Genomic DNA, 19,956 nt, shown 5'->3' with positions numbered 1-19,956 from the left:
GGAGACCAACATGTCAGCGAATCTGCTGCCTGGCCTGCCCGCCGTCCTCACCCAGCCGACCCTGTTCGCCGCCGTGCCGGGCTTCGGTCCCACCACGGGCGGGAACCAAGTGCTGCTCATCGGAGCCAACCTCGCCGGAGCCACCTCCGTCACCTTCGGCAGTACACCGGCGACCATCGTGACCCAGGACCCGTTCGGCTTCCTGCTCGTCGTCACCGCGCCCGCGCACGCCGCGGGCAGCGTCCCGGTCGTCGTCACGACGCCCGCAGGCACCAGCTCTCCCGCGAACTACACCTACGTCGCCCCGCCGGTCACACCGCCGCCGACCGTCGTCGGTATCACCCCGCCGACCGGACCGACGACCGGCGGTACGCCGTTCACCATCGTGGGCACCAACCTCACGGGCGCGACGGTCACCTTCAACGGGGTGCCGGCCACCAACGTCAACGTCATCGGCGGAGTGGTCCTGACCGGGCTGACGCCCCCCGGAGCCGCGGGCAACGCGACGGTCCAGGTGACCACCCCGGCGGGCAGTGCGACCGTCCCCGGGGGCTTCACCTACGTGGCCCCCACCCCGCCGACCGTGACGTCCATCCTTCCGGCGACCGGGCCGGCCGCGGGCGGTACGCCGTTCGTGATCACCGGGTCGCATCTGACCGGAGCCCAGGTCACCTTCGGCAACGCGCCCGCGACCAACGTCGTCGTCGACCCCTCCGGATCGTTCGTCGCCGGTCTGACGCCTGCCGGTGCGGCCGGTAACGCCCCGGTCGTCGTGACCACCCCCGCCGGCAGCGCGAACGTGACGGGCGGATTCACCTACACCCCCTGACCCACAGCGCCACAACCACAACCACAACCACAACCACAACAGCACAGCACCACCGGTGGCCCGGTCGACAGCCGGGCCACCGGCATGCCCGCGGGCAGCAGCCTCAACAGACGGCTCCGTCAACGGATACCGTCCAAACGCATCCCTCTGTGGAGCGCGCACAGGGGCATTCGGACCATCCGACTAACCACTCCGAGCTCCCTGCGCCCACAATCACATCCCGAATTCCCCCCTCCTTTACGTTCTCCCTGGGTAGCGTCTAACTGCCCGTCACGGATTACCGCACCCGGGAGTCATAGGTGGAAGAAGTCAACCAGCCCAGCTGTCTTTCCTCCGGCGCAACATGCCGATACCTGGATTTCCTGCACCGCATTCCGGGAACATGCGCGCAGCTGAATACGTCCTTAGCCGATCAGGGCGCCGAAGCGATACTTCTCAGACTGCCGTGCACAGCCAGGTCGGTGTCCGTCACACGGCGGCAGGTACACGAGGCCCTGCTGTCCTGGCAGGTCGGTCCCGCGGCGACGGACAGACTGCTGCTCGTGGTCTCCGAGCTGGTCACGAACGCCGTACAGCATTCCGGCTCCACCGAACCGGCTTCCCGGAGCGGTGTCGGAGCCTACTTCGAGCTGGCCGTGCGTTTACTCATGGACCACATCCGGGTCGAAGTGCTCGACACCAACCGCAGTCTGCCGGTGCACCTCACCGCCCACGAGTACGCCGAGAGCGGAAGAGGAATGGGCATCATTCAGTACTGCACCCGAAGATGGGGAGCCGACAGACTGTGCGCGGGCGGAAAAGTGGTCTGGTGCGATGTGGATATGGACGAATATCCTTCTGATCGCGGCGACCTGCTGCAGGCACCCGCCTGGCGCGTGCGCTGATCGGACGCACGGGTTCCACGGACCGCGGGCCCACGCAAACCCGTCTTGCGCCCCGCGGTACGCCCCTCCAAAAGGGTGACAATATCTCACGTTGCTTGCGGGCATTTCCAGATCCTGCACTTATACCAGTAGTGGCAAGACTGCGCCCCCATCGAAACCGGGACACGCCCATGACAGCAATTCAGGCGACAGCAGACGAGAACTTCGACGAAGGGTGCCGCACCAGCCGGCCGGCGCGCCCCGTCACCGTCGCCGACGCCGCGTCAGCACTCGCACCACTGGATCTCGCGGTTCTGCGGAGGCTGCCGGCGGACGAACTCGAGCAGCAGTTGGAGGCCCGCTGGGCTCTGTACCGCCACCTGGACGCCGCATCCGGTGGACGGCACGGCCCGAGGCGGAGGGACCAGAGCGGGGAGATCGAGGCGGCACTGCTCGACCTGATCGGCTCCCTGGTCATCAATGTGCACGAGGCAGAGGCGTGTCTGGCAGTCCGGCGCCGTGCGGCGCCCCCCGCACCACTTCCCGCGCCACTCGGTACGACGCGCCGGCAGGCGGCAAGGACGGCCGACCGTTCCTGACGGCCCGTTCCACGACGTCCGCGGCCGCCCGCGCACCACCGGCGGTCCGGACTTCCTGCCGCATCCTCCGCACCCGCGCCGCGATCCGGTCGTCGGAGACGACATCCAGGAACGCCTCACGAAGCGCCCCTGGTGTCAGGCCCTGCGGTGGGAGGCAGCGGCCGAGGCCGAGTCGCTCGACCTGGCGCGCGTTGACCATCTGCTCCGCCATCCGGGGGACGACCACCAGCGGAACCCCGTGGTACATCGCCTCCATGACGCTGCCCATCCCGCCGTGACCGATGAAGGCCCCGGCCTGGGAGAGGACGCTCAGTTGGGGGATGCGGCGCATGAGCCGGAAGTTCTCCGGTACCGCGGCCCCGTCCTGCGGACCGGCGCGGTCCGGGCCGATCCGGTCCGGGTCGATCCGATCCCCCACGGCCATGACCACCTCCCAGCCGACCGGCTCGAACGCTTCCACGCAGGCCTCGACGAACGAGGGGGACACGTCCGGGGAGGAACCCATCGCGATCGCCAGCAGGGGCCGGTCCGCGCAGGACCGGTGCCAGTCCCCCTGGAAGCTCCGCGGTCCGAGCGCCGGCCCGACGAACGTGTGCGCCTCGCTGACCGTCTCGGGACGCCGCTGGAAGGACCTGACCGTGAACACCACGCCGGACGACGGCTCGGTGAGGAAGGACTCGAGGCCGACGCCGACGCCGTTGCTGCTCAGCAGTGAGCGGAAGGCGTCGTGGAACGCGGCCTGCCGGAGCGAGGAGACACCGCACATCTCGGTTTCCCAGCCGGCGTACGGAGCGTGACTGCAGTTGAGCTGCACGGCCGGGACACCCATACGGTGCGCCGCCACCTGCCCGCCCCAGGCCAGCAGGTCGTGGAGGACGACGTCCGGTCTGTCCCGGGCGAAGACGTCGAGCAAGCGCGGTACCAGTTCGCTCGCCTGGCGGGCCAGCAGCAGCACCCCGGCCTCCAGGTCGCCGTCCGGGATGGCACCCACCGGCGGGCGGCCCACCAGGGGAAGGAAGACATCCGCGCCGGCCTCACGGACCGGCCCGGCGAACTCCTCGCTGGCCACGTAGGTCACGCGGTGGCCGCGCCGCACGAGTTCGCTCACGACCGCGAGAGTGGGCAGGACATGGCCTGGCTGCGGAATGGTGACGACGACGATGTGCGCGCCGAGCGCCTCCCCGGGCGGGCGGGACGGCTGAGCCTGCCAGGTCACGGTGGCCCCTTTCGGCCGCGGGTCGGCACGAGTACCCCCAGGTGCAATGCCAGCACAGAGGGCAGGCGACGGCACCTCCAAGACCTCCGGGCGGGTGCGAACCGGCGGTCAGCGCTCGGACGCGCCGGCCCCCAGCGCGGAGAGCACGGAAGGCCACATGCGGTGCAACTCCCGCTGCCAGTAAGGCCACGCGTGGGTGCCGGGCTTGAACAGGTCGGTGGTGACCTTGACGTCGCTGCGGCGTAGGTCACGGGCGAACGCGTAGGTGGAGGGGCCCAGGGGCTTCTCCAGCAGGGAGGCGGCCGCGTCGAACCCCTGCTCCAGTCCGCCGGGAACTCCCGTCCCGGCGTAGAGGTAGACCCAGGTGTTCCTGAACCTGCTCACCATGCGGGAGGGGTTGTGGGCGTCCCAGATCCGTCGCTGCGCGTCCGGGCGCCCCCACAGGCGCTCGGGGTCGACGTGCTCACGCAGGCAGGTGACGGCGATGCCGAACCGCATGACCGGGTCGGAGGTGTCGACGACACCGCTGAGGGAACCGACGAAGCGGTAGGTGTTCGGGTGACGTGCGGCGTAGTTCAGCGCGCCCAGGCCGCCCTCGGACAGTCCGATGACCGCCCGGGCGCCGTCGCCGCGGAACGCGCGTTCCACCAACTGCCTCAGTTCCCCGGTGTGGAACGTCTCCCAGCGCGGGGCCGTGCTCCTGCCGTGGTCCCACCAGTCGGTGTAGAAGCCGGCCCGGCCGCCTTCCGGCATGACGACGAGGACGTCGGTGTCGGCGGCGAGTTCCTCGATGTCGGTTTCACGGGTCCACGACGTGTAGTCGTCGCTCGCCCCCTGCAGCAGGTAGACGACCGGGAAGGTGCTGTTCGGTTCCTCCCGCCAGTGCCGGGGGAGGATGACGCGCACCGGCATGGCGGCTCTCATGGCCGGTGACTCGACCGTGAGGTCGAGCACGCGCTCGTCGAGGGGTTCCACACGGCTGATGTAGGCGCCGTCGTCGGCAAGGGCCGGCCCGGGGCGGCCCCCGGCGACCGTGACGTGCCGGGTCGCTGGGACGTGCCCCGTCGCTTGGGCGTCTCGGGCCGCTGGGGCGTGCCCCGCCGCTGGGACGGACCCGGTCGCTGGGGCGTGCCCCGCCGCTGGGGCAGACCCGGTCGCTGGGACGTGCCCCGCCGCCGGAACGGCCCCCACCGCTGGGACGGCCCCCACCGCTGGGACGACCCCCACCGCTGGGACGGTCCCCACCGCTGGGGCGGCCCCGGCCACTGGAACGTGCCCCGCTGCCGGGGCGGACCCGGACGCTGGGGCAGACCCGGTCGCTGGAACGGACCCGGCCACCGGGACGTGCCCCGCCGCCGGAACGGCCCCCACCGCTGGGGCGGACCCGGCCACTGGGACATGCTCCGCCGGAACGGCCCCCGCCGCTGGGGAGGCCCCCGCCGCTGTGGCGTGCCCCGCCGCGGCCAGGGGCGACATCAGCAGCACGCCGCCCAGCAGGTACGCCCGGATGCGCGGCCGGCGCGCGGTGCGGCTCATCCGGTCACCGTCAGGGACCGCGTGAGGTGGCGGGCGATCGCCGTGACGTGCGGCGGGTCGATCAGGGAGAGGTGGTCGCCCTCGACGGGCACCACTTCGAGACGGGGGCACAGCGGCGCCCAGCCCAGATCGGCCTCCGACCTGAGGTAACGCGGGTCGAGGGCCGTCGTGAGGCGCTGCGCCTGCTGCGCGCGGTAGAGCACCACGGGGCCGCCGTACGGGCGGGGGACGTAGCGCTCGCCGACCCGGGCGTCGATGTAGGAGGTGCGCTGGTGCTCCATGACGCCCGGGCTCATGTCGAGCCCTGCCCTCGCCGCCACGCGCATGACGACGTCGATCTGCTGGTCGTCGGGCGTGGCCGCGAGTTCGTCGTAGGGCAGGTCCAGGTGCTGTCCGTAGGTCTTCTCGATGTACGCGGCGAACCGGCGGAAGCGTTCGAGCAGCAGTTCCTCGGAGTCCAGGTCCGGCAGGGCGGCCGGCAGGATGGTGTCGATCAGTCCGAGGAAGGCGACGCTCTCCCCCGCGTCGGTCAGCTGCTGTGCCGTCTCGTAGGCGAGGCAGCCGCCGAAGGACCAGCCGAGGAGCCGGTAGGGCCCCCGCGGCTGGATCCGCCTGATGAGGGACAGGTAGTGCGCGGCCATCTCCTCCATCGAGTTCACGCGGTCCAGCCGTTCCATCCCGTACACCGGCTGGTCGCGGGGCAGGAGCCGGGTCAGCGGTTGGTAGACGGAGGTCGGGCCGCCGGCGGGGTGGAAGGTGAACAAGGGCGGCCTGGAGGAGCCCGGCCGTGACGGCCGCAGGGGGTTCACGACGCTGTCGCCGGTGGGGTTGACGGCCGGCCGGACGAGTTCCGCGACGGCGGCCACCGTGCCGTGCTCGAGCACCGTCTCGGCGGTCAGCGTGAGCTCGGTGTCCTCGCCCAGGCGGCGGCGGATCGCCTCGATCAGTTCCTCCGCGACGCGCTGGTCCGCGCCGGCCGCGAGGAGGTGGCAGCGGACGTCCGTCGGCGGCTCCGGCAGGACTTCCGCCCAGGCACCGGCCACCAGACGCTCGGCGGCGTCGCGTGGCTGGATGGAGGACGGCAGCGTCGCGGCGGGCAGGGCCCCCGCGGGGGTGTCCTGTCGTGGCGCGTCGGGTGCCTCGCGTCGCAGCCCGAGCTCCGCCAGGACGGTGTCACCGACCTCGGTCAGGGTCGCCCCGCGCAGCATGAGGTCCGGGGACAGCTCGACGGCGAAGTCCTGCAGGACGGCGTTGCGGATGCGGACGGCCATCAGGGAGTCCAGCCCGAGCGCGGGCAGCGGAACCGTGTCGTCGAGGTCCGGGGCGCGGAAGCCCATGATCGCGGCGGTTCGCTCGGCCAGCCGCTCGCAGATCTTGTCGGCGGCCCGCTCGCCGAGGGTGTCCAGGGCGCCGGGCCCCGGCCAGTCGTCCACGGAGGTGTCATGGACTCGGAGGCTGTCGCTGAAGAAGGGGATGTCGGCCAGGGAGGGGAAGGCCTCGAGGACTCGCCGGCTGTCGAGGTGCACGACACCCGTGTGCGTGTGGCGGTGGACGACGAGGGTCTGCAGGGCGTCCAGTCCCTCGGCCACGGTGAGGGACTCCATTGCCAGGGCCGGGTTTTCGGGCGCGGCGCCGGCCTCCCGCCAGGGGCCCCAGGCGATGGACGTGGCAGGTCTGCCCTCCGCTCTGCGGCGTTGGGCGATCGCGTCCAGCCAGGCGTTGGCGGCCGCGTAGGCGGACTGGCCGGGTGAGCCGAGGAGGGCGGCCGCGGAACTGTAGAACACCCACCAGTCGAGGTCGTGGGAGTCGACGGCCGCCTCCAGCCGCAGTGCCCCGGTGACCTTGGGCCGCAGCACGGTGTGGATGTCGTCGGGGTCCAGGTCGGTGATCATGCGGTCGTGCAGGACGCCGGCGCAGTGGGCGACCCCGCGCAGCGGGTGCCCCTCCTCGATCGCGGCCCGCACCAGGCGGGGAGCCACGTCCGGGTCGGCGATGTCCCCCTGCGCCACGGCGACGGACGTCCCGAGCTCACGCAGCCCGGCGATGGCCTCTTCCGCCTCCGGGCCGGGAGGCCGTCTTCCGCACAGGACCAGCCGGCCGGCCCCCTGTTCGGCCAGGCGGCGGGCCGTCGCGAGCCCCAGGCCGGTGAGGCCGCCGGTGACGATGTAGGAACCGCTGCGGCGCACGAACGGTGCCTCGTACTGCTGCTCCGCGCAGTCGGCGGGCGACAGCCGGGCGACCTTGCGGGTGCCCGCCCGCCAGACGACTTCGTCCTCGGGACTGTTGCCGAGGAGCTCCTGCACGAGGTCGTCCACGTGGTCGAACTGGTCGTCGATGTCGACGAGGGTCGCGCGCAGTGCGGGCTCCTCGAGGGCGAGGGTGCGTACGAGACCGCGCAGGCAGGCCAGTTCGGGCTTGCCGGGCTCGCCCGGTGCGGAGGCCCGGGCCCGTACGGTGACCAGCCAGAGCCGGGGCCGGTGCTGGGCGTGGCGGTCGGCGGCGAGCTGCCGAGCGACCCGCGCGGCGCCGCACAGGGCGTCGGCCGGGGACCCTGGGGTGGCGCCGAGGAGCAGTACGACGGCGCGGGGAGCCGCCGGAGCCGTTCCCTGCGGCCAGTCGTCGAACAATCGGTCGGTGGGCGCGGTGAGCGGCCGGGTCGTGGTCCGTACGTTCTTCGCCGCCAGCGCCTCCGCCAGCTCCTCCGCGAGCCCGGTGGCCAGTGCGTCCTCGCCGGTGCCGGGGCCCCTGTCGCCTACGAGGATCAGGGCGCTGTCGAGCGGTGCCGGGAGCGGGACGGCCGACTTCTGCCACTGGATGTCGTGGGCGAGCGCCTCGAGGTGCCGGGGGACCTCATCCTCCCCGGCGGGGCGAAGGCGCAGCCCCTTCGCGGTGATGCACGCGTCGGCCGCGTCCGCCACGACGTCCCAGCTTCCGTCGGAAGCGTCCTCGAAGGCGTGGAGGGTGTACTGCGTGCTCAGGGCGCCGGGGTGCTGGAGGTGCAGGGACCGCAGGCCCGCGGGAGTGGCATCGGCGTCGGCCGGCGCGTACAGCATCGCGGCGAGGAGTTCCTCGTACGACTCCCCGGCGTGGTCCCCGGAGTCGGCGCGGCTCCAGTGGCTGACGACGTCCGGCGGGGTGGGCGGGACGTCGGGAGCCGATGCCGGTTCGGTGGGGATCCGCGCCGATGCGTGGCAGGTCCAGGTGCCGCTCGTGGTGCGGGCGTTGACGGTGACGGTGGCGCCGGCGTCGGAGGGGTCCCAGACGACGGTCACCGGTGTCCTGCCGGCCAGGGGCAGCCACCGGTGGACGGCCACGTCCTCCAGGCGCAGTTCAGGAAGCCCGTCCCGCGCGTGGATCTCCTGGGCCGCCGCGATCATGAGGGCGGCGGCCGCGGGCAGGGTGAGGACGGTGCGGCCGTGGAGTTGTCGTACGGCTCTACGGTCGCCGTCCGCGCTGAGCTCGGTCTGCCAGAGCACCGCCCCCGTACGCGGGTCGTCGGTGCGACGGCCCAGTGGGGAGTGGCCCGCGCGGGGGTCACCCGCTGCCGGGGTGCGGCTCGCGAACCAGTGGCGTTCGTGGCGCCAGGGCGGGCTGGGCAGCGGGATCCGTGTCCCCGCGGGCCAGAGCCGGTCCTCGTCCACTCCGGCTCCCGCGAGGTGCAGCCGGAAGAGCGCGCCGCGCAGGGCGACCGCCTCGTCGATCCGCTTGTGCAGGGCGGGGACCACCACCGCTTCGGGGGCGCCGGCGGCTTGCAGGGTTTCGGTCAGGGGGATCTGGGCGACGGGGTGGGGCGAGATCTCCAGGAAGAGGTCGTGTCCGTCGGCGGCGGCCGCGGCGACGGCCTGCCGCAGTCGGACGGGGCGGCGGACGTTGGCGCACCAGTAGGCGGCGTCGGCCTGGACGGGGGCACGCGGGTCGTCGAGGACGGTGTTGTACCAGGCGAGGTGCGCGGTGCCGGGCCGCAGCGTGCTCAGGGCCTCGCGCAGCCCCGGCACGATCGGATCGATCGCGGCGGAATGTCCCGCTCCGCCGACGTCGAGGAGCCGTGCCATACGGCCCCGGCCGGTGAGCTCGTCGACCAGGCCGCGCACGGCCAGGGCCGGCCCGGCGACGGTGGATCTGCGCGGGGAGAAGTGCACGGCGATCTCGACGCCGGGGAAACGCGACAGGACCTCCTCGCGTTCCTCGTCGGCCAGTTCCACCGCGGCCATGGCGCCGGCGCCTGCGCTGTCGAGACCGGCGAGCCGGGCCGACCGGTCGAGGACGACCCGCAGACCGTCGTCGACGTCCAGGGCGCCGGCGACGACCGCGGCGCCGACCTCTCCCACGGAGTGACCGATGACGGCGGCGGGTTCGACCCCGTGGGCGAGGAAGGTGCGCGCCAGGGCGATCTGCATCCCGAACAGCAGCGGCTGGACGTGCTCGACGCCGGGTGCCGCCGATGTCTGCCCGAGCATGTCCCGCAGCGACCGGCCCGTCCGTTTGAGGTACACCGGGTCCAGCTCACGGACCGCCGCCTCGAACACGGGATCGTCCCTCAGCAGGCCCAGCCCCATGCCCTGCCACTGGGAGCCGTGACCGGAGAAGACGAGGACGGGACGGCGGGTGCCCGAGGGCCGCGCCGCCCGGTCGTCGGTGCCGGGCGGCACACAGCCCGGGGCCTGCTCTCCGCGGGCCAGGGCGCCGAGGAGTCCGGCGGCCTCCTCGTGGGTGCGCGCGACGACGGCGGCGCACCCGGGCCCTCTCCGGTTACGGGCCAGGGTGTGGGAGACGTCCCTGAGCGCGGGTGCGTCGTCGGCCGACAGCAGCCGGGCGAGGCCGGTCGCGACGTCGCCGATCCTGTCGTGGGAGCGGGCCGACACGACGAGAACCTCCGCGGGCGCGGCATGGCCGTCCCGGCTCCCGGTGTGCGGTGCGGCGGCCGCCGCCTGTTCCAGGACGACGTGCGCGTTGGTGCCTCCGAAACCGAAGGCGGACACGCCTGCCCGGGCCGGCCGGGTGCCCCGGTCCGGCCAGGCGACGGGCCCGGTGACGACACGCAGCCCGAGGGAGTCGAAGTCGATGTGCGGGTTGGGCCGGTGGAAGTGCAGGCTGCCCGGGATGCGGCCGTGGTGCAGTGCCAGCACCGTCTTGATCAGGCCGACGATCCCCGCGGCGCCTTCCAGATGGCCCAGGTTGCTCTTCACGGAGCCGATGAGCAGGGGCTGGTGCGCCGGTCTGCCGCGGCCGAGCACGGCACCCAGTGCGCCGGCCTCGATGGGGTCGCCCAGCAGGGTGCCGGTGCCGTGTGCCTCGACGTAGTCGATTCCGGCGGCGTCGATCCGGGCGTCGGCCAGCGCGCCGCGGAGCAGACGTTCCTGTGCCGCGGGGTTGGGGGCCATCAGACCCGCCGACCGGCCGTCGCTGTTGACCGCCGTACCCCTGATGACGGCCAGCACCCGGTCGCCGTCGCGCAGGGCGTCGGCCAGCCGTCTGAGGACGACGACGCCGCAGCCCTCGCCGCGGATGATGCCGTCGGCGGCGGCGTCGAACGGTTTGCAGCGGCCGTCCGCCGCGAGTGCTCCGGCCTGCTGGAAGGAGGCGGTGACCGTGGGCGAGAGCACGACGTTGACGCCCGCCGCGAGCGCCGTGTCGCACTCACCGTCCCGCAGGCTGCGGCACGCCTGGTGCACCGCCACCAGGGACGAGGAACAGGCCGTGTCGACGGTGATGCTCGGTCCGTGCAGGTCGAAGAGGTACGACAGCCGGCCCGCGGCGATGCTCCCGGCGGCTCCCGTACTGGTCCACGGGGTGAGTCGGGCGGGGTCCGACGTGGTCAGGTGTCCGTACTCCAGGGCGCTGAGACCGACGAACACCCCGGTGTCACTGCCCTGAAGGCTGTACGCGGGACGCCCGGCGTGGTCCAGGGCCTCGCAGCCGACCTCCAGCAGCAGGCGCTGCTGGGGGTCCATCACCTCCGCCTCGCGCGGCGTGATGCCGAAGCAGTCGGCGTCGAACGCCTCGATGTCGTCGAGGAAGGCGCCCCGGCGGGTGGTGCGTGCCATCAGTGCGGCCGCACCGGGCAGGTGGGCGAAGTCCCGCCAGCGTCGGGCGGGGACGGTGCCGACGAGGTCGCTTCCCGCGATCAGGTGCTTCCAGAAGGCCTCGGGGCCGCTGAGGTTGCCGGGCAGACGGCAGCCGACACCGATCACCGCGACGGGGCCCGGCTCTGCCGCCGGTTCGGTGCTGCCGCTCCCGGTGCGTCCCTCCGGTTCGGTTCGCTCACCGCTGGTCAGACGCTCCACGAGCGATCCGATGGTGGGGTTCTCCCACAGCAGCGTGGCCGGCAGCGGCGCGTCGAGGAATCGTTCCAGCCGTCCGGTGACCCCGACGGCGGCGCGGGAGGTGAGGCCGTAGTCCACCAGCGGCCGGGTGTCGTCCAGGCCTGTTTCGGGGATGCCGCAGGTCTCGGAGAGGAGCCGGCGCAGGAAGGCACGTAGCTCCGCGGCGGAGGCCGGTTCCGGGCCGGGCCGGGCGGCCGACTGCATTCCTCGCATCTGTCCCTCTCCCTGCGGCCCGCACAGGGCCGGTCATCGGTTCCAGGCGCCTGTTCCGTCCGCCCACGCGCCTGCCAGGTACTGGTCGCGGCAGGCGCTGCGGGCGACCTTGCCGCTGGTGGTGCGGGGCACACTGCCGGGCGGTGCCAGCACGAAGTGGTGGACGGCGACGCCGTGTCTGGCGGCGACCGCGGACCGCACCGCCCGGGTCACCTCCTGCGCGAGTTCCTGGGACCCGGTCACGTCCCGGGCGTGCTCGGCGACGACGGCCAGCCGCTCGCCGTCGTCGCCGGACAGGGAGAACGCGGCGATGTGGTGCGGGCGGATCGCCGGATGGGCCGACTGGACGGTCTCCTCGATGTCGTGCGGGTAGTGGTTGGTCCCGTCGATGATCACCAGGTCCTTCAGCCGGCCGGTGACGTAGAGCTGCTTGTCGTGCCACACACCCAGGTCGCCGGTGCGCAGCCATGGTTCGGTGGGGTCGTCCCCGTCGAGGACCGCGTGGAAGACGGCCTCGCTCTGCTCGTGGTGGTTCCAGTAGCCGCGGCCGATGTTGGGGCCGCGCAGCCAGATCTCACCGATGACCCCGTCTTCCCGGCGTCGTCCCGTCGCGGGATCGACGATCGCCATCTCCTGCCCCGTAGGCCGGCCGCATCCGACGAGCTCGACCATCACCCGGTCGTCGCTGCTGTCCAGCGTGCGCGCGGTCCCCTCCCCGAGGGCCTGCCGGTCGAAGGGGGTGACGGCCGGCTCCTCGCCCGCCGGTGACGCGCACACGAACACGGTCGCCTCGGCCAGCCCGTAGGAGGGGCGCATGGTCGTGCGCCTCATCCCGACGGGCGCGAAGGCCGTCTGGAAGCGCTCCAGGGTGCGGGACACGATGGGCTCGCTGCCGTTCACCATGGCCGCGACGGACTCCAGGGAGAGTTCGGCGCGTTCCTCGGCGTCCACCCTCTGCACGCAGTAGTCGTAGGCGAAGTTGGGCGCGGCGGTGAACGCCCCGTGATGCCGGGTCAGCAGGCGCAGCCAGCGCACCGGTTGCTGGATGAACGCCAGGGGGTCCATGAGGACCGACGGCAGATGACCGATGACCGGCATGGCGATCGTCGACACCAGTCCCATGTCGTGATAGAGCGGCAGCCATCCCACCGTGCAGTTGCGGCCCCGGCGGATGTCGTAGGCGTCGAGAGCCTGCCGGGCGTTGATGCACACATTGGCGTGCGTGATCGCCACCCCGGACGGAATCCGGGTGGAGCCCGAGGTGTATTGCAGGTATGCCACGTCGTCCGGCAGCGGCTCGTCGAAATCCTCGCGCAGTCCCGCCGAGTTCCGCGCGAGTTCCTGTTCGGTGACGACGCGGAAGTCGGCGGACATGCCGTGCGCCGCGCAGAATTCCATGAGCGGCTTCCGCTGTTCCTCCACGGTCAGCAGAAACCTGGGCGAGGCGTCCCGGAGTACCGCGACGAGCTTCTCCTCGTGGCCGGGCAAGGAAGGCGGGAAGAGGGGAACCGCAATGGCACCGGCACAGGCGGCGGCGAGGAATCCCACGACGTATTCCAGGCTTTGCGGAGCGACCACCGCCACTCTTTCCCCCGCGGTGTCGGCACAGCGCAGGGCGCGGGCGGTCCGCCGTACCCGCTCGTCCAGTTCGTGCCAGGTGAGCGAGGAGGCCACGCCCCTGGTGTCGGCGCTGTGGTCGACGAACGTGAAGGCCGTCTCGTCGGGTGTGAGGGCGGCGGCTTGGGCAAGATGGTGGCTGATGGTTTCTGTCACCAGGAATGGCACTGGCTCACCGAACCTTCACGCGCGAGGGGTTCCGGACGAAAGCAGCGGAACAACAGCGAAGAGCAACAGCGAAACACGGACCTGTGCCGCTTCTTCGGTGACACGCCGATACAATCCGTCGGTACGCTCAACCCACGAGTCACCAGCGCCTATATTTCGCACGTGAGGCTTCGCACCCTGAGCGTCGTCACGGCGGTCATTCTGGCCACGTTCCTGACGGCTCTCGACAACACCGTGGTGAATGTCGCGCTGCCCGAGATGCGCAGGGAACTCGGTATGAGCGACACGGGCCTGAAGTGGGTGGCCACCGCATATCCGTTGTCACTCGCGGCCTTTCTGCTGTTCGCGGGCCAGCTCACCGACACCCGGGGACGGCGCTGGTCGCTGCTCACCGGGCTCGCGGTGTTCACCGGGTCCTCGGTGTGCTGTGCGCTGTCGGGCTCGGAGGGGATGCTCGTCGGCTTCCGTGCCGTGCAGGGCGCCGGCGCGGCGTTCATCCTGCCGGCCTCGCTGGCGGTGATGTCCCACGACCTGCCGCGCAGTGTGCGCACGGCCGGATTCGGCGCCACGACGGCGGCGTTGGCCTCCGCGCTGGCCTTCGGGCCGGTCATCTCCGGTGTCGTGACACAGCACCTGGGCTGGCAGTGGCTGTTCGCGCTGAACGTCCCCCTGGGCATCGTCGGCTTCCTCGTCGGCGCCCTCGCCCTGCCCGGCGCCGACCGCGGCGCACCCCGCCCGCCGGGTGGCTTCACGGCGGTGCCGCACCGTGTGATCGCGCTGACCTGTCTCTCCCTGGCCGCCCTGGTCTACTGCCTGATCCAGGGGCCCGCGTACGGATTCGGTGAGCCGACGGTCGTCGTCTCGGGTGTCGCCGCCGTCGCCGGGGTGGTGACGCTGTGCTGCCGGCCGGAACCCCGCCGCAGTGCCGCGCTCGGCCGACTACTGCGCCGACGGCCCTTCCTGGGCGGACTGGTCGCCCAGCTGCTGTGGGGGCTGGGGGTGACCGGCGTCTACTTCTACACCTCCCAGTTCCTGCAGAGCGGTCTGGGGCTCAGTCCCACCCAGGCGGGGCTGACGTTCACTCCGGTGGTCCTGGCGCTGTGTGTCACGGCTCCGTTCATCGCGGTCATGGCCAGACGGTGGGGAGACGGCCGGATCGCCGCGTCGGGGCTGCTCCTGGTGGCGTGCGGCCTGCTGCTGGTCGCGCTGGGCAGTTCCTACGGCGACCTCGTCGACCTCCTGCCGGGACTGGCGACGGTGGGCGCGGGTTCCGCGCTGGCCCTGCCCGTGACGACGCGGGCCCTGGAGTCCGCGCCCCGTCAGCTGTCCGGCTTCGCCGCGGGCCTGTTCAGCGCCACCCGTGAGCTCTCCGGGGTGTTCGGCATCGTGTTGGTGGGCGCCGTCGTGACCTTCGCGCAACGCTCGGCGCGGTCCGGGGGTGCCGCGTCCCCCGAAGCCCTGCGGACGGGGTATCAGGCCGGGCTGTGCATGGCGGCGGCACTGGTCGGAGCGGGCGCGCCGGTGGCCGTCTGGGCGCTGCGCCGCCCCCGGGGGCATGACCGGGAAGGCGACCGCCGGGCCGTCGAGTCGTCAGCCGGGAGCAAGCCGTGATCCCCTCTCGGCGCTGTGCACGGCCGCGAGGAGCAGCGAGAACAGGCGTACGAAGCCCTCGCCGGTCTCGGCGAACGCACAGACGTCGGGCGCGTCGAGGATGAGGACTCCCACGGGCCGGTCCCCCACGTACACGGGAGCGACGATGGACGACCGGTAGCCGTCCCCCAGGTTGATCGTCGGGTAGCCGCTGGTCGAGAACGTGTCGTCGATCCTGACGGCGGTCTTGCGGCCGAGCGCCCACAGCAGGTCCCTGCCGTCCGCCTCGTCGGCGGTGTACTCGTCGGGTGCCTGGCTGACGTCGCCGTACTGGCCTCGTCGTCTGAGGCGGCGGCCGTCCTCCTCCAGGGCGTAGTAGGCGCATCGGGTGCCGGGTCCGGCCTTCGTGGCGACCAGGGTGGTGATCCAGTCGACGGTCTGGATCCTGAGCTCGTTGGTGCCGTTCGGCTCATGGGCGAGCCGTATCAGGTTCTCCACGATGGCGCAGAGGTTCTCGCTGAACGCCGCGATCTCCGCGTCGGCGAGCCTGGCCTTCGCGCGCAATGCGACGTAGGCGGCCAGACTGGAGCAGGCGGCTCCTGCGGCGATGAACGTGATCTGCACGACGCCGGCCACGTAATTGACGACGGAGCCCACGGCGAATGCGGCACCGGGGAACAGGGCGGCGGCCGCGGTGATCAGCATCCGTCTGTTCTTCCTCGAACGTATACCCATGGCTGCCCCTTGAAGCTTCACTGCCGGTTTCTCGGCGCAGTGGATGGGCAGCGCACTGGCGTCTACACCCAGTGACTCCGAACGGGGCGGCAACAGACAATAAATACGGCGACAAATCATCCGAACGGATTAAGGACCCCGCGACAACACCCCGTCGATTACACAGCAATGGCCGGGACCCGATATCGGGTCCCGGCCATATGGCACCGTACGGGGCGGTGAAGGTCAGGAGTGCTTGCCAGGGACGGCGAAGCTGCTGACACACTCGACCTGGCCGTGCGCGGCGGGGCAGTTCTGCGTCGCATCGTTGACGATGGTGATGTTTCCGCGCTTGTCGGTGGTGATCTGATACTCACTCACCTGCACGCAGCGCACATGACCCTTGCCGTCGTCGGCGCACTTGCCGGAGCCTTCCCCGGCGAAGGCCTGGGCGGCACCGGCACCGATCAGAGCAAAGCTCCCCAGGACGCCGGCGGCCGCAGCGATCTTCTTCGAATTGAGCATATGCCTTTTCCTTTACAGTCGGCCCTCGTGACCGGACGGCGAAGCCGTCGTCACTTGACCGGGACGGCCTGCGTGCAGTTCACCGACTTGTGCTTGCTCTGGTCGGTGTACTGGAGGCCGAGGAGGTTGACCACGACGTTGACGTTGTGGATGTTGATGAGCCCTGCCCCCACGGACGAGTCGTTCGCCGCGCACGTCTGGTCGAGCTTGGCCTGCTCCGCCCCATCGGCAGCGTTGCCGACACCGGCGCCCAGGAAGCTGACGCTGCCGAGCATGGCAACGGCGACTGCCGCCTTGTGGTACTTGCGCATTACTTCTCCTTGTTGAGTCGACACAGGCCGTAACGAGCCAGCCACCGATGGTCACCCACTGTAGGTGACACATGGGCCTTTCGTTGGACGAAACGCGCCGATGCGTATGCATCCCCAAAAGTGGAATAATTCGATGCTTCTGACATCAAACGACGGACCCCGGGCGCGAACACCTGGTTCGCACTCCGGGGCCCGTCCAGATCAGCTGGTGGCGATCACTTGCCGATGGTCCAGATCTGGGTGCACTTCACCGACTTGTGCTTGCTCTCGTCGTTGTACTGGAAGCCGGTGCCGTTGGTCGCGGTGGTGATGCCGCTGGCGGCCTCAGTGCCGGTGTACCCGGTGTAGTCCGCCGAGCAGTCCTGGTTCTGCTTGTTGGTCAGCTTGACGGACGCGTCGTCGTCACCGTGGGCCTGGCTGACACCCGCGCCGAGGAAGCCGACGCTACCGAGCATGGCCGCGACAACCGCAACCTTCTGGAACTTGCGCATTACCTCTCCGTTTCCTGTGTCGATACAGTCCGCGACGGACTGGACACTTACAGTCACCAACTTTAGATGACATTTGCGCCTTTTCTCGCGAGAAACGCGCAAAGAGGAAATTTCTTACCGCACATCGGCGGACGGACTCCGCACACCGAGAAGGCAGCGACAGGCCCCGGGGTCGAACCCCGGGGCCTGTCGGACACGGCTGAAGTGGTCAGTGACCGACGGTCCAGATCTGGTTGCAGGTCACCGACGTGTGCTCACTCTTGTCGTTGTACTGCAGGCCACCGACGTTGGTCGAGGTGGTGACGTCGCTGAGCGCCTTGGTACCCGTCAGGTAGGTCCCGTCCGCCGAGCACTTCTGGCTCTGCTTGTTGTCCAGCTTGACCGTCGCGTCGTCGTCACCGTAGGCCTGGCTGACGCCCGCGCCGAGGAAGCCGACGCTGCCGAGCACGGCCGCGACAACCGCAACCTTCTGGAACTTGCGCATTACCTCTCCAATTCTCGTGTCGACACAGCCCGTGGCGGACTGGACACTGACAGTCACGAACTGTAGGCAGCATTCGAGGCTTTTGATGGGAGAAACGCGCAATCGTCCAAAGTCGCCATAAATGGGATAAATAGATGAACCGGGAGTCGAGCAGCAGGCCCCGAGGGCTTGAGCCCTCGGGGCCTGCTGAGGTTACGCGTACCGGCGGTCAGTGACCGATGGCCCAGATCTGGGTGCACTCCACCGACGTGTGCTCGCTCTTGTCGGTCAGCTGCAGGCCACTGACGTTGCTCGGCGTGAGGATGTCGTTGCCCGCCGAGGTGCCCGTGAAGCCGGTGTAGTCCGCCGAGCACTTCTGGTTCTGCTTGTTGTCCGCCTTGAACTTGCCGTCCTCGTCACCGTGGGCCTGGCTGATGCCCGCACCGAGGAAGCCGACGCTGCCGAGCATGGCCGCGACGACTGCGACCCTCTGGAACTTGCGCATTACCTCTCCGTTCTCATGTCGACACAGTCCGTGATGGCCTGGTCACTGACGGTGCTCAACTTAGAGGATGGTTCACTAAAAGGACGTTTCGACACCGCACACCTCCACCAGCTGGCCCAATCCGGCATCTATCCGGGCCGGTGGTGCGTCAAAGGGTGATCCATGGACAAACGCCGTAACTGGTCTTCGGCCGCCGCGTTGAGCGTGGAGTGCGGTCGAGCAACATGCCGCCGCGCTTACCGAAGTCACTAAGGAGAACGTGATGTCTCTCATCGCGAAGGCGGGGATCGCCGCTCTGGGCACGGGTGCTGTGGTCCTCAGCGGGGCCGGTATCGCCGCGGCGGGCGCCGGTGCCGAGGGTGCGGCGATCAACTCGGGCGGCGTGACGTCCGGCAACGTCATCCAGGTGCCGATCCACGCGCCGATCAACGTGTGCAACAACACGGTCAGCGCGGCCGGTCTGCTCAACCCGGCCATCGGCAACACCTGCAAGAACGGTCACCACAAGAAGCACCACTACGGCAACTGACCTCAGCCGTCCTGCCACGACGAGAGCCCCGGCGCGCCACAGCGCCGGGGCTCTTGCCGTGAAGCCGCGTCAGCTCATGCGTACCGGTAGATCCGGCCGACGTCCTCGAGCTCGTCCGGAGTCACGTCCCACGGCGGCAGCTTCTGGTGCCGGGCCACGATCCGTCCGTGCTGTCCGTCGCCGGAGCCGGGCGGTGTCTCGGGGAGGTAGCGGGCCCCGCGGTGCCGCGACTGCCAGCGATACCACTGCAGGTCGATGAAGGCGTGGTGCAGCCAGAAGACAGGGTCGTTGACGGAGGCGCCACTGAGCATCACCCCGCCGACCCAGCGGTGGACCCGGTTGTGGTTGTACCAGGAGGCGCTGCCCCGGCCGGTGCCCCAGCCCTCCAGTTTGTTGCGGAAGCCTCGGGTGACCGTCGAGTCCCAGGGCGCGACGTCGTAGGCGGGGTCCGCCAGCGCCCACTCCAGCTCGCTCTTCGTGGGCAGGTCGAGTGGGTCGCGCGAGTGGCCGAGGTCCCGGGTGAGGAACTCCTCGTCGCTCTCGTTCACCTTGAGGGTCCAGTGGCCCTGCCGGTGGGCGAACGGGCCGGTCGTCACCCGGTGGTCGGAGCGGCGCCCGTCGCCGCCGAGCAGGTCCTCGGTCCAGGGGACGGAGGTGGTCGTGCGGTCGCGTGTCCAGTCCCAGTAGGGAATCGTCACCGAGGAGTCCACCCGGCGCAGCGCGCCCTCCATCTCCAGCAGGAACCGGCGGTGCCAGGGCAGGAAGGAGGGCGCCATGTGCGCCGCGCGCAGCCCCTGTTCGCCGTCCGGGGAGAAGTACTCGATGTGCGTCCGCACGAACTGGTCGTACTCGCCCCGTCGTTTGACCTCCAGCAGCGCGTTGACGAACCGGCGCTTCTCGGCCGCCGTGAGCGTGGCGGCGTCCTTACGCACGTACGCCATGCCGGTCCCCCCTGTGCGAGGGCCGGGCGCCCATCGGTCCCGGGGCCACATCCCGCAGCCGCCGGCCGGGGCCGAGTTCGTCGACGGCGGCGCGGGCGGCGTCGAGCGGTGTCCGGTACGAGCAGTAGTGGTCGACCATGCTCAGCCACGTACCGTCGGCCCGGCGCATCAGATGCAGCGGACGGCCGTCCACCGTCACATGCCACCGGCCGTCACCGGACGCGCCCGCGGCGGGCATCCACATGCCCAGGATGCGGCGACCGCGGTAGGTCTGGTCGAACGCGGTGTCGTCCAGGGCGTCTTCGGCCGCGGATCCCTGGCGGGAGAACCGCAGGGCGACGGCCACCGGGGCGAGTGCGGCGGTCACCGCGCAGGCGACCAGGCCGAGCGTCGCGTTCCGCCGTGTGCGGTCGGCCGGTCCTGGCGGTGCCGGGTCCGGTGCTCCCTGCTCGGCCTCCGCCGATGCTCCGCCGATGCTGACGACCATGCTTGACTCCTCGTCCGGTGCGGTTGTCCGTAGCGC

General features: G+C 70.8%; 17 protein-coding genes. 4 read left to right on the top strand and 13 right to left on the bottom strand.

Annotated features, from left to right (window positions below):
• Window positions 1–10 precede the first annotated feature (10 nt).
• Together ACFY0F_RS00525 and ACFY0F_RS00520 are read left to right on the top strand one after the other, a co-directional pair.
• On the top strand, window positions 11–829 hold the full coding sequence (locus ACFY0F_RS00525) for an IPT/TIG domain-containing protein (RefSeq protein ID WP_388786729.1): 819 nt from the start codon (window positions 11–13) through the stop codon (window positions 827–829).
• Between the two features lie 299 nt (window positions 830–1,128).
• The gene (locus tag ACFY0F_RS00520; protein WP_388786727.1) at window positions 1,129–1,713 is read left to right on the top strand and encodes an ATP-binding protein; all 585 of its coding nucleotides are present in this window, start codon (window positions 1,129–1,131) and stop codon (window positions 1,711–1,713) included.
• 263 nt (window positions 1,714–1,976) lie between these two features.
• On the opposite strand, the gene ACFY0F_RS00515 is transcribed toward ACFY0F_RS00520, so the two are convergent.
• The 5 genes from ACFY0F_RS00515 to ACFY0F_RS00495 form a co-directional block, all read right to left on the bottom strand.
• Entirely contained in the window at window positions 1,977–2,099 is a 123-nt protein-coding gene (locus tag ACFY0F_RS00515) for a hypothetical protein (protein ID WP_388786724.1), read from the bottom strand.
• A gap of 70 nt (window positions 2,100–2,169) precedes the next feature.
• A complete protein-coding gene (locus tag ACFY0F_RS00510) occupies window positions 2,170–3,507 on the bottom strand; it encodes a macrolide family glycosyltransferase (protein WP_388786722.1) in 1,338 nt (445 codons plus the stop codon).
• Between the two features lie 108 nt (window positions 3,508–3,615).
• Window positions 3,616–4,482 (bottom strand): alpha/beta hydrolase, encoded by an 867-nt coding sequence (locus ACFY0F_RS00505; protein ID WP_388786720.1) that lies wholly within the window; start codon window positions 4,480–4,482, stop codon window positions 3,616–3,618.
• A 557-nt stretch (window positions 4,483–5,039) separates the two neighbouring features.
• Window positions 5,040–11,579, bottom strand: coding sequence for an SDR family NAD(P)-dependent oxidoreductase (locus tag ACFY0F_RS00500; protein ID WP_388786717.1), 6,540 nt, complete (start codon window positions 11,577–11,579; stop codon window positions 5,040–5,042).
• A 33-nt stretch (window positions 11,580–11,612) separates the two neighbouring features.
• Window positions 11,613–13,352, bottom strand: a complete 1,740-nt coding sequence (locus tag ACFY0F_RS00495) for a fatty acyl-AMP ligase (RefSeq protein ID WP_388786714.1) — start codon at window positions 13,350–13,352, stop codon at window positions 11,613–11,615.
• A 174-nt stretch (window positions 13,353–13,526) separates the two neighbouring features.
• Here ACFY0F_RS00495 and ACFY0F_RS00490 point away from each other — a divergent pair, with 174 nt between their 5' ends.
• Window positions 13,527–14,975 (top strand): MFS transporter, encoded by a 1,449-nt coding sequence (locus tag ACFY0F_RS00490; RefSeq protein ID WP_388786712.1) that lies wholly within the window; start codon window positions 13,527–13,529, stop codon window positions 14,973–14,975.
• On the opposite strand, the gene ACFY0F_RS00485 is transcribed toward ACFY0F_RS00490, so the two are convergent.
• The 6 genes from ACFY0F_RS00485 to ACFY0F_RS00460 form a co-directional block, all read right to left on the bottom strand.
• A complete protein-coding gene (locus tag ACFY0F_RS00485; RefSeq protein WP_388786710.1) occupies window positions 14,955–15,689 on the bottom strand; it encodes a GAF domain-containing protein in 735 nt (244 codons plus the stop codon). The genes ACFY0F_RS00490 and ACFY0F_RS00485 overlap by 21 nt on opposite strands.
• A gap of 225 nt (window positions 15,690–15,914) precedes the next feature.
• Window positions 15,915–16,193 (bottom strand): hypothetical protein, encoded by a 279-nt coding sequence (locus ACFY0F_RS00480; protein ID WP_388786708.1) that lies wholly within the window; start codon window positions 16,191–16,193, stop codon window positions 15,915–15,917.
• Between the two features lie 50 nt (window positions 16,194–16,243).
• Window positions 16,244–16,504, bottom strand: coding sequence for a hypothetical protein (locus ACFY0F_RS00475; RefSeq protein ID WP_388786706.1), 261 nt, complete (start codon window positions 16,502–16,504; stop codon window positions 16,244–16,246).
• Between the two features lie 215 nt (window positions 16,505–16,719).
• Entirely contained in the window at window positions 16,720–16,995 is a 276-nt protein-coding gene (locus tag ACFY0F_RS00470; protein ID WP_388786705.1) for a hypothetical protein, read from the bottom strand.
• A 208-nt stretch (window positions 16,996–17,203) separates the two neighbouring features.
• Window positions 17,204–17,479 carry a hypothetical protein gene (locus ACFY0F_RS00465; RefSeq protein ID WP_388786702.1) on the bottom strand — a complete coding sequence of 92 codons (276 nt, stop codon included), beginning with the start codon at window positions 17,477–17,479 and terminating at the stop codon, window positions 17,204–17,206.
• A gap of 208 nt (window positions 17,480–17,687) precedes the next feature.
• Window positions 17,688–17,963, bottom strand: coding sequence for a hypothetical protein (locus ACFY0F_RS00460; protein WP_388786699.1), 276 nt, complete (start codon window positions 17,961–17,963; stop codon window positions 17,688–17,690).
• A gap of 262 nt (window positions 17,964–18,225) precedes the next feature.
• On the opposite strand from ACFY0F_RS00460, the gene ACFY0F_RS00455 reads away from it, so the two are divergent.
• A complete protein-coding gene (locus tag ACFY0F_RS00455) occupies window positions 18,226–18,492 on the top strand; it encodes a chaplin (RefSeq protein WP_388786695.1) in 267 nt (88 codons plus the stop codon).
• 74 nt (window positions 18,493–18,566) lie between these two features.
• On the opposite strand, the gene ACFY0F_RS00450 is transcribed toward ACFY0F_RS00455, so the two are convergent.
• Together ACFY0F_RS00450 and ACFY0F_RS00445 are read right to left on the bottom strand one after the other, a co-directional pair.
• Window positions 18,567–19,433: a tyrosinase family protein gene (locus tag ACFY0F_RS00450; protein WP_388786692.1), complete on the bottom strand. Its 867-nt coding sequence runs from the start codon at window positions 19,431–19,433 to the stop codon at window positions 18,567–18,569.
• Window positions 19,417–19,920, bottom strand: coding sequence for a tyrosinase family oxidase copper chaperone (locus tag ACFY0F_RS00445; RefSeq protein ID WP_388786690.1), 504 nt, complete (start codon window positions 19,918–19,920; stop codon window positions 19,417–19,419). The genes ACFY0F_RS00450 and ACFY0F_RS00445 overlap by 17 nt, the downstream gene beginning before the upstream one ends.
• Window positions 19,921–19,956 lie beyond the last annotated feature (36 nt).

The organism is Streptomyces sp. NPDC001544, from assembly GCF_042894285.1.
Lineage (GTDB): Bacteria > Actinomycetota > Actinomycetes > Streptomycetales > Streptomycetaceae > Streptomyces.
Note: the sequence above shows the minus strand (reverse complement) of the source record. Positions and strands in the feature narration are given on the sequence as shown.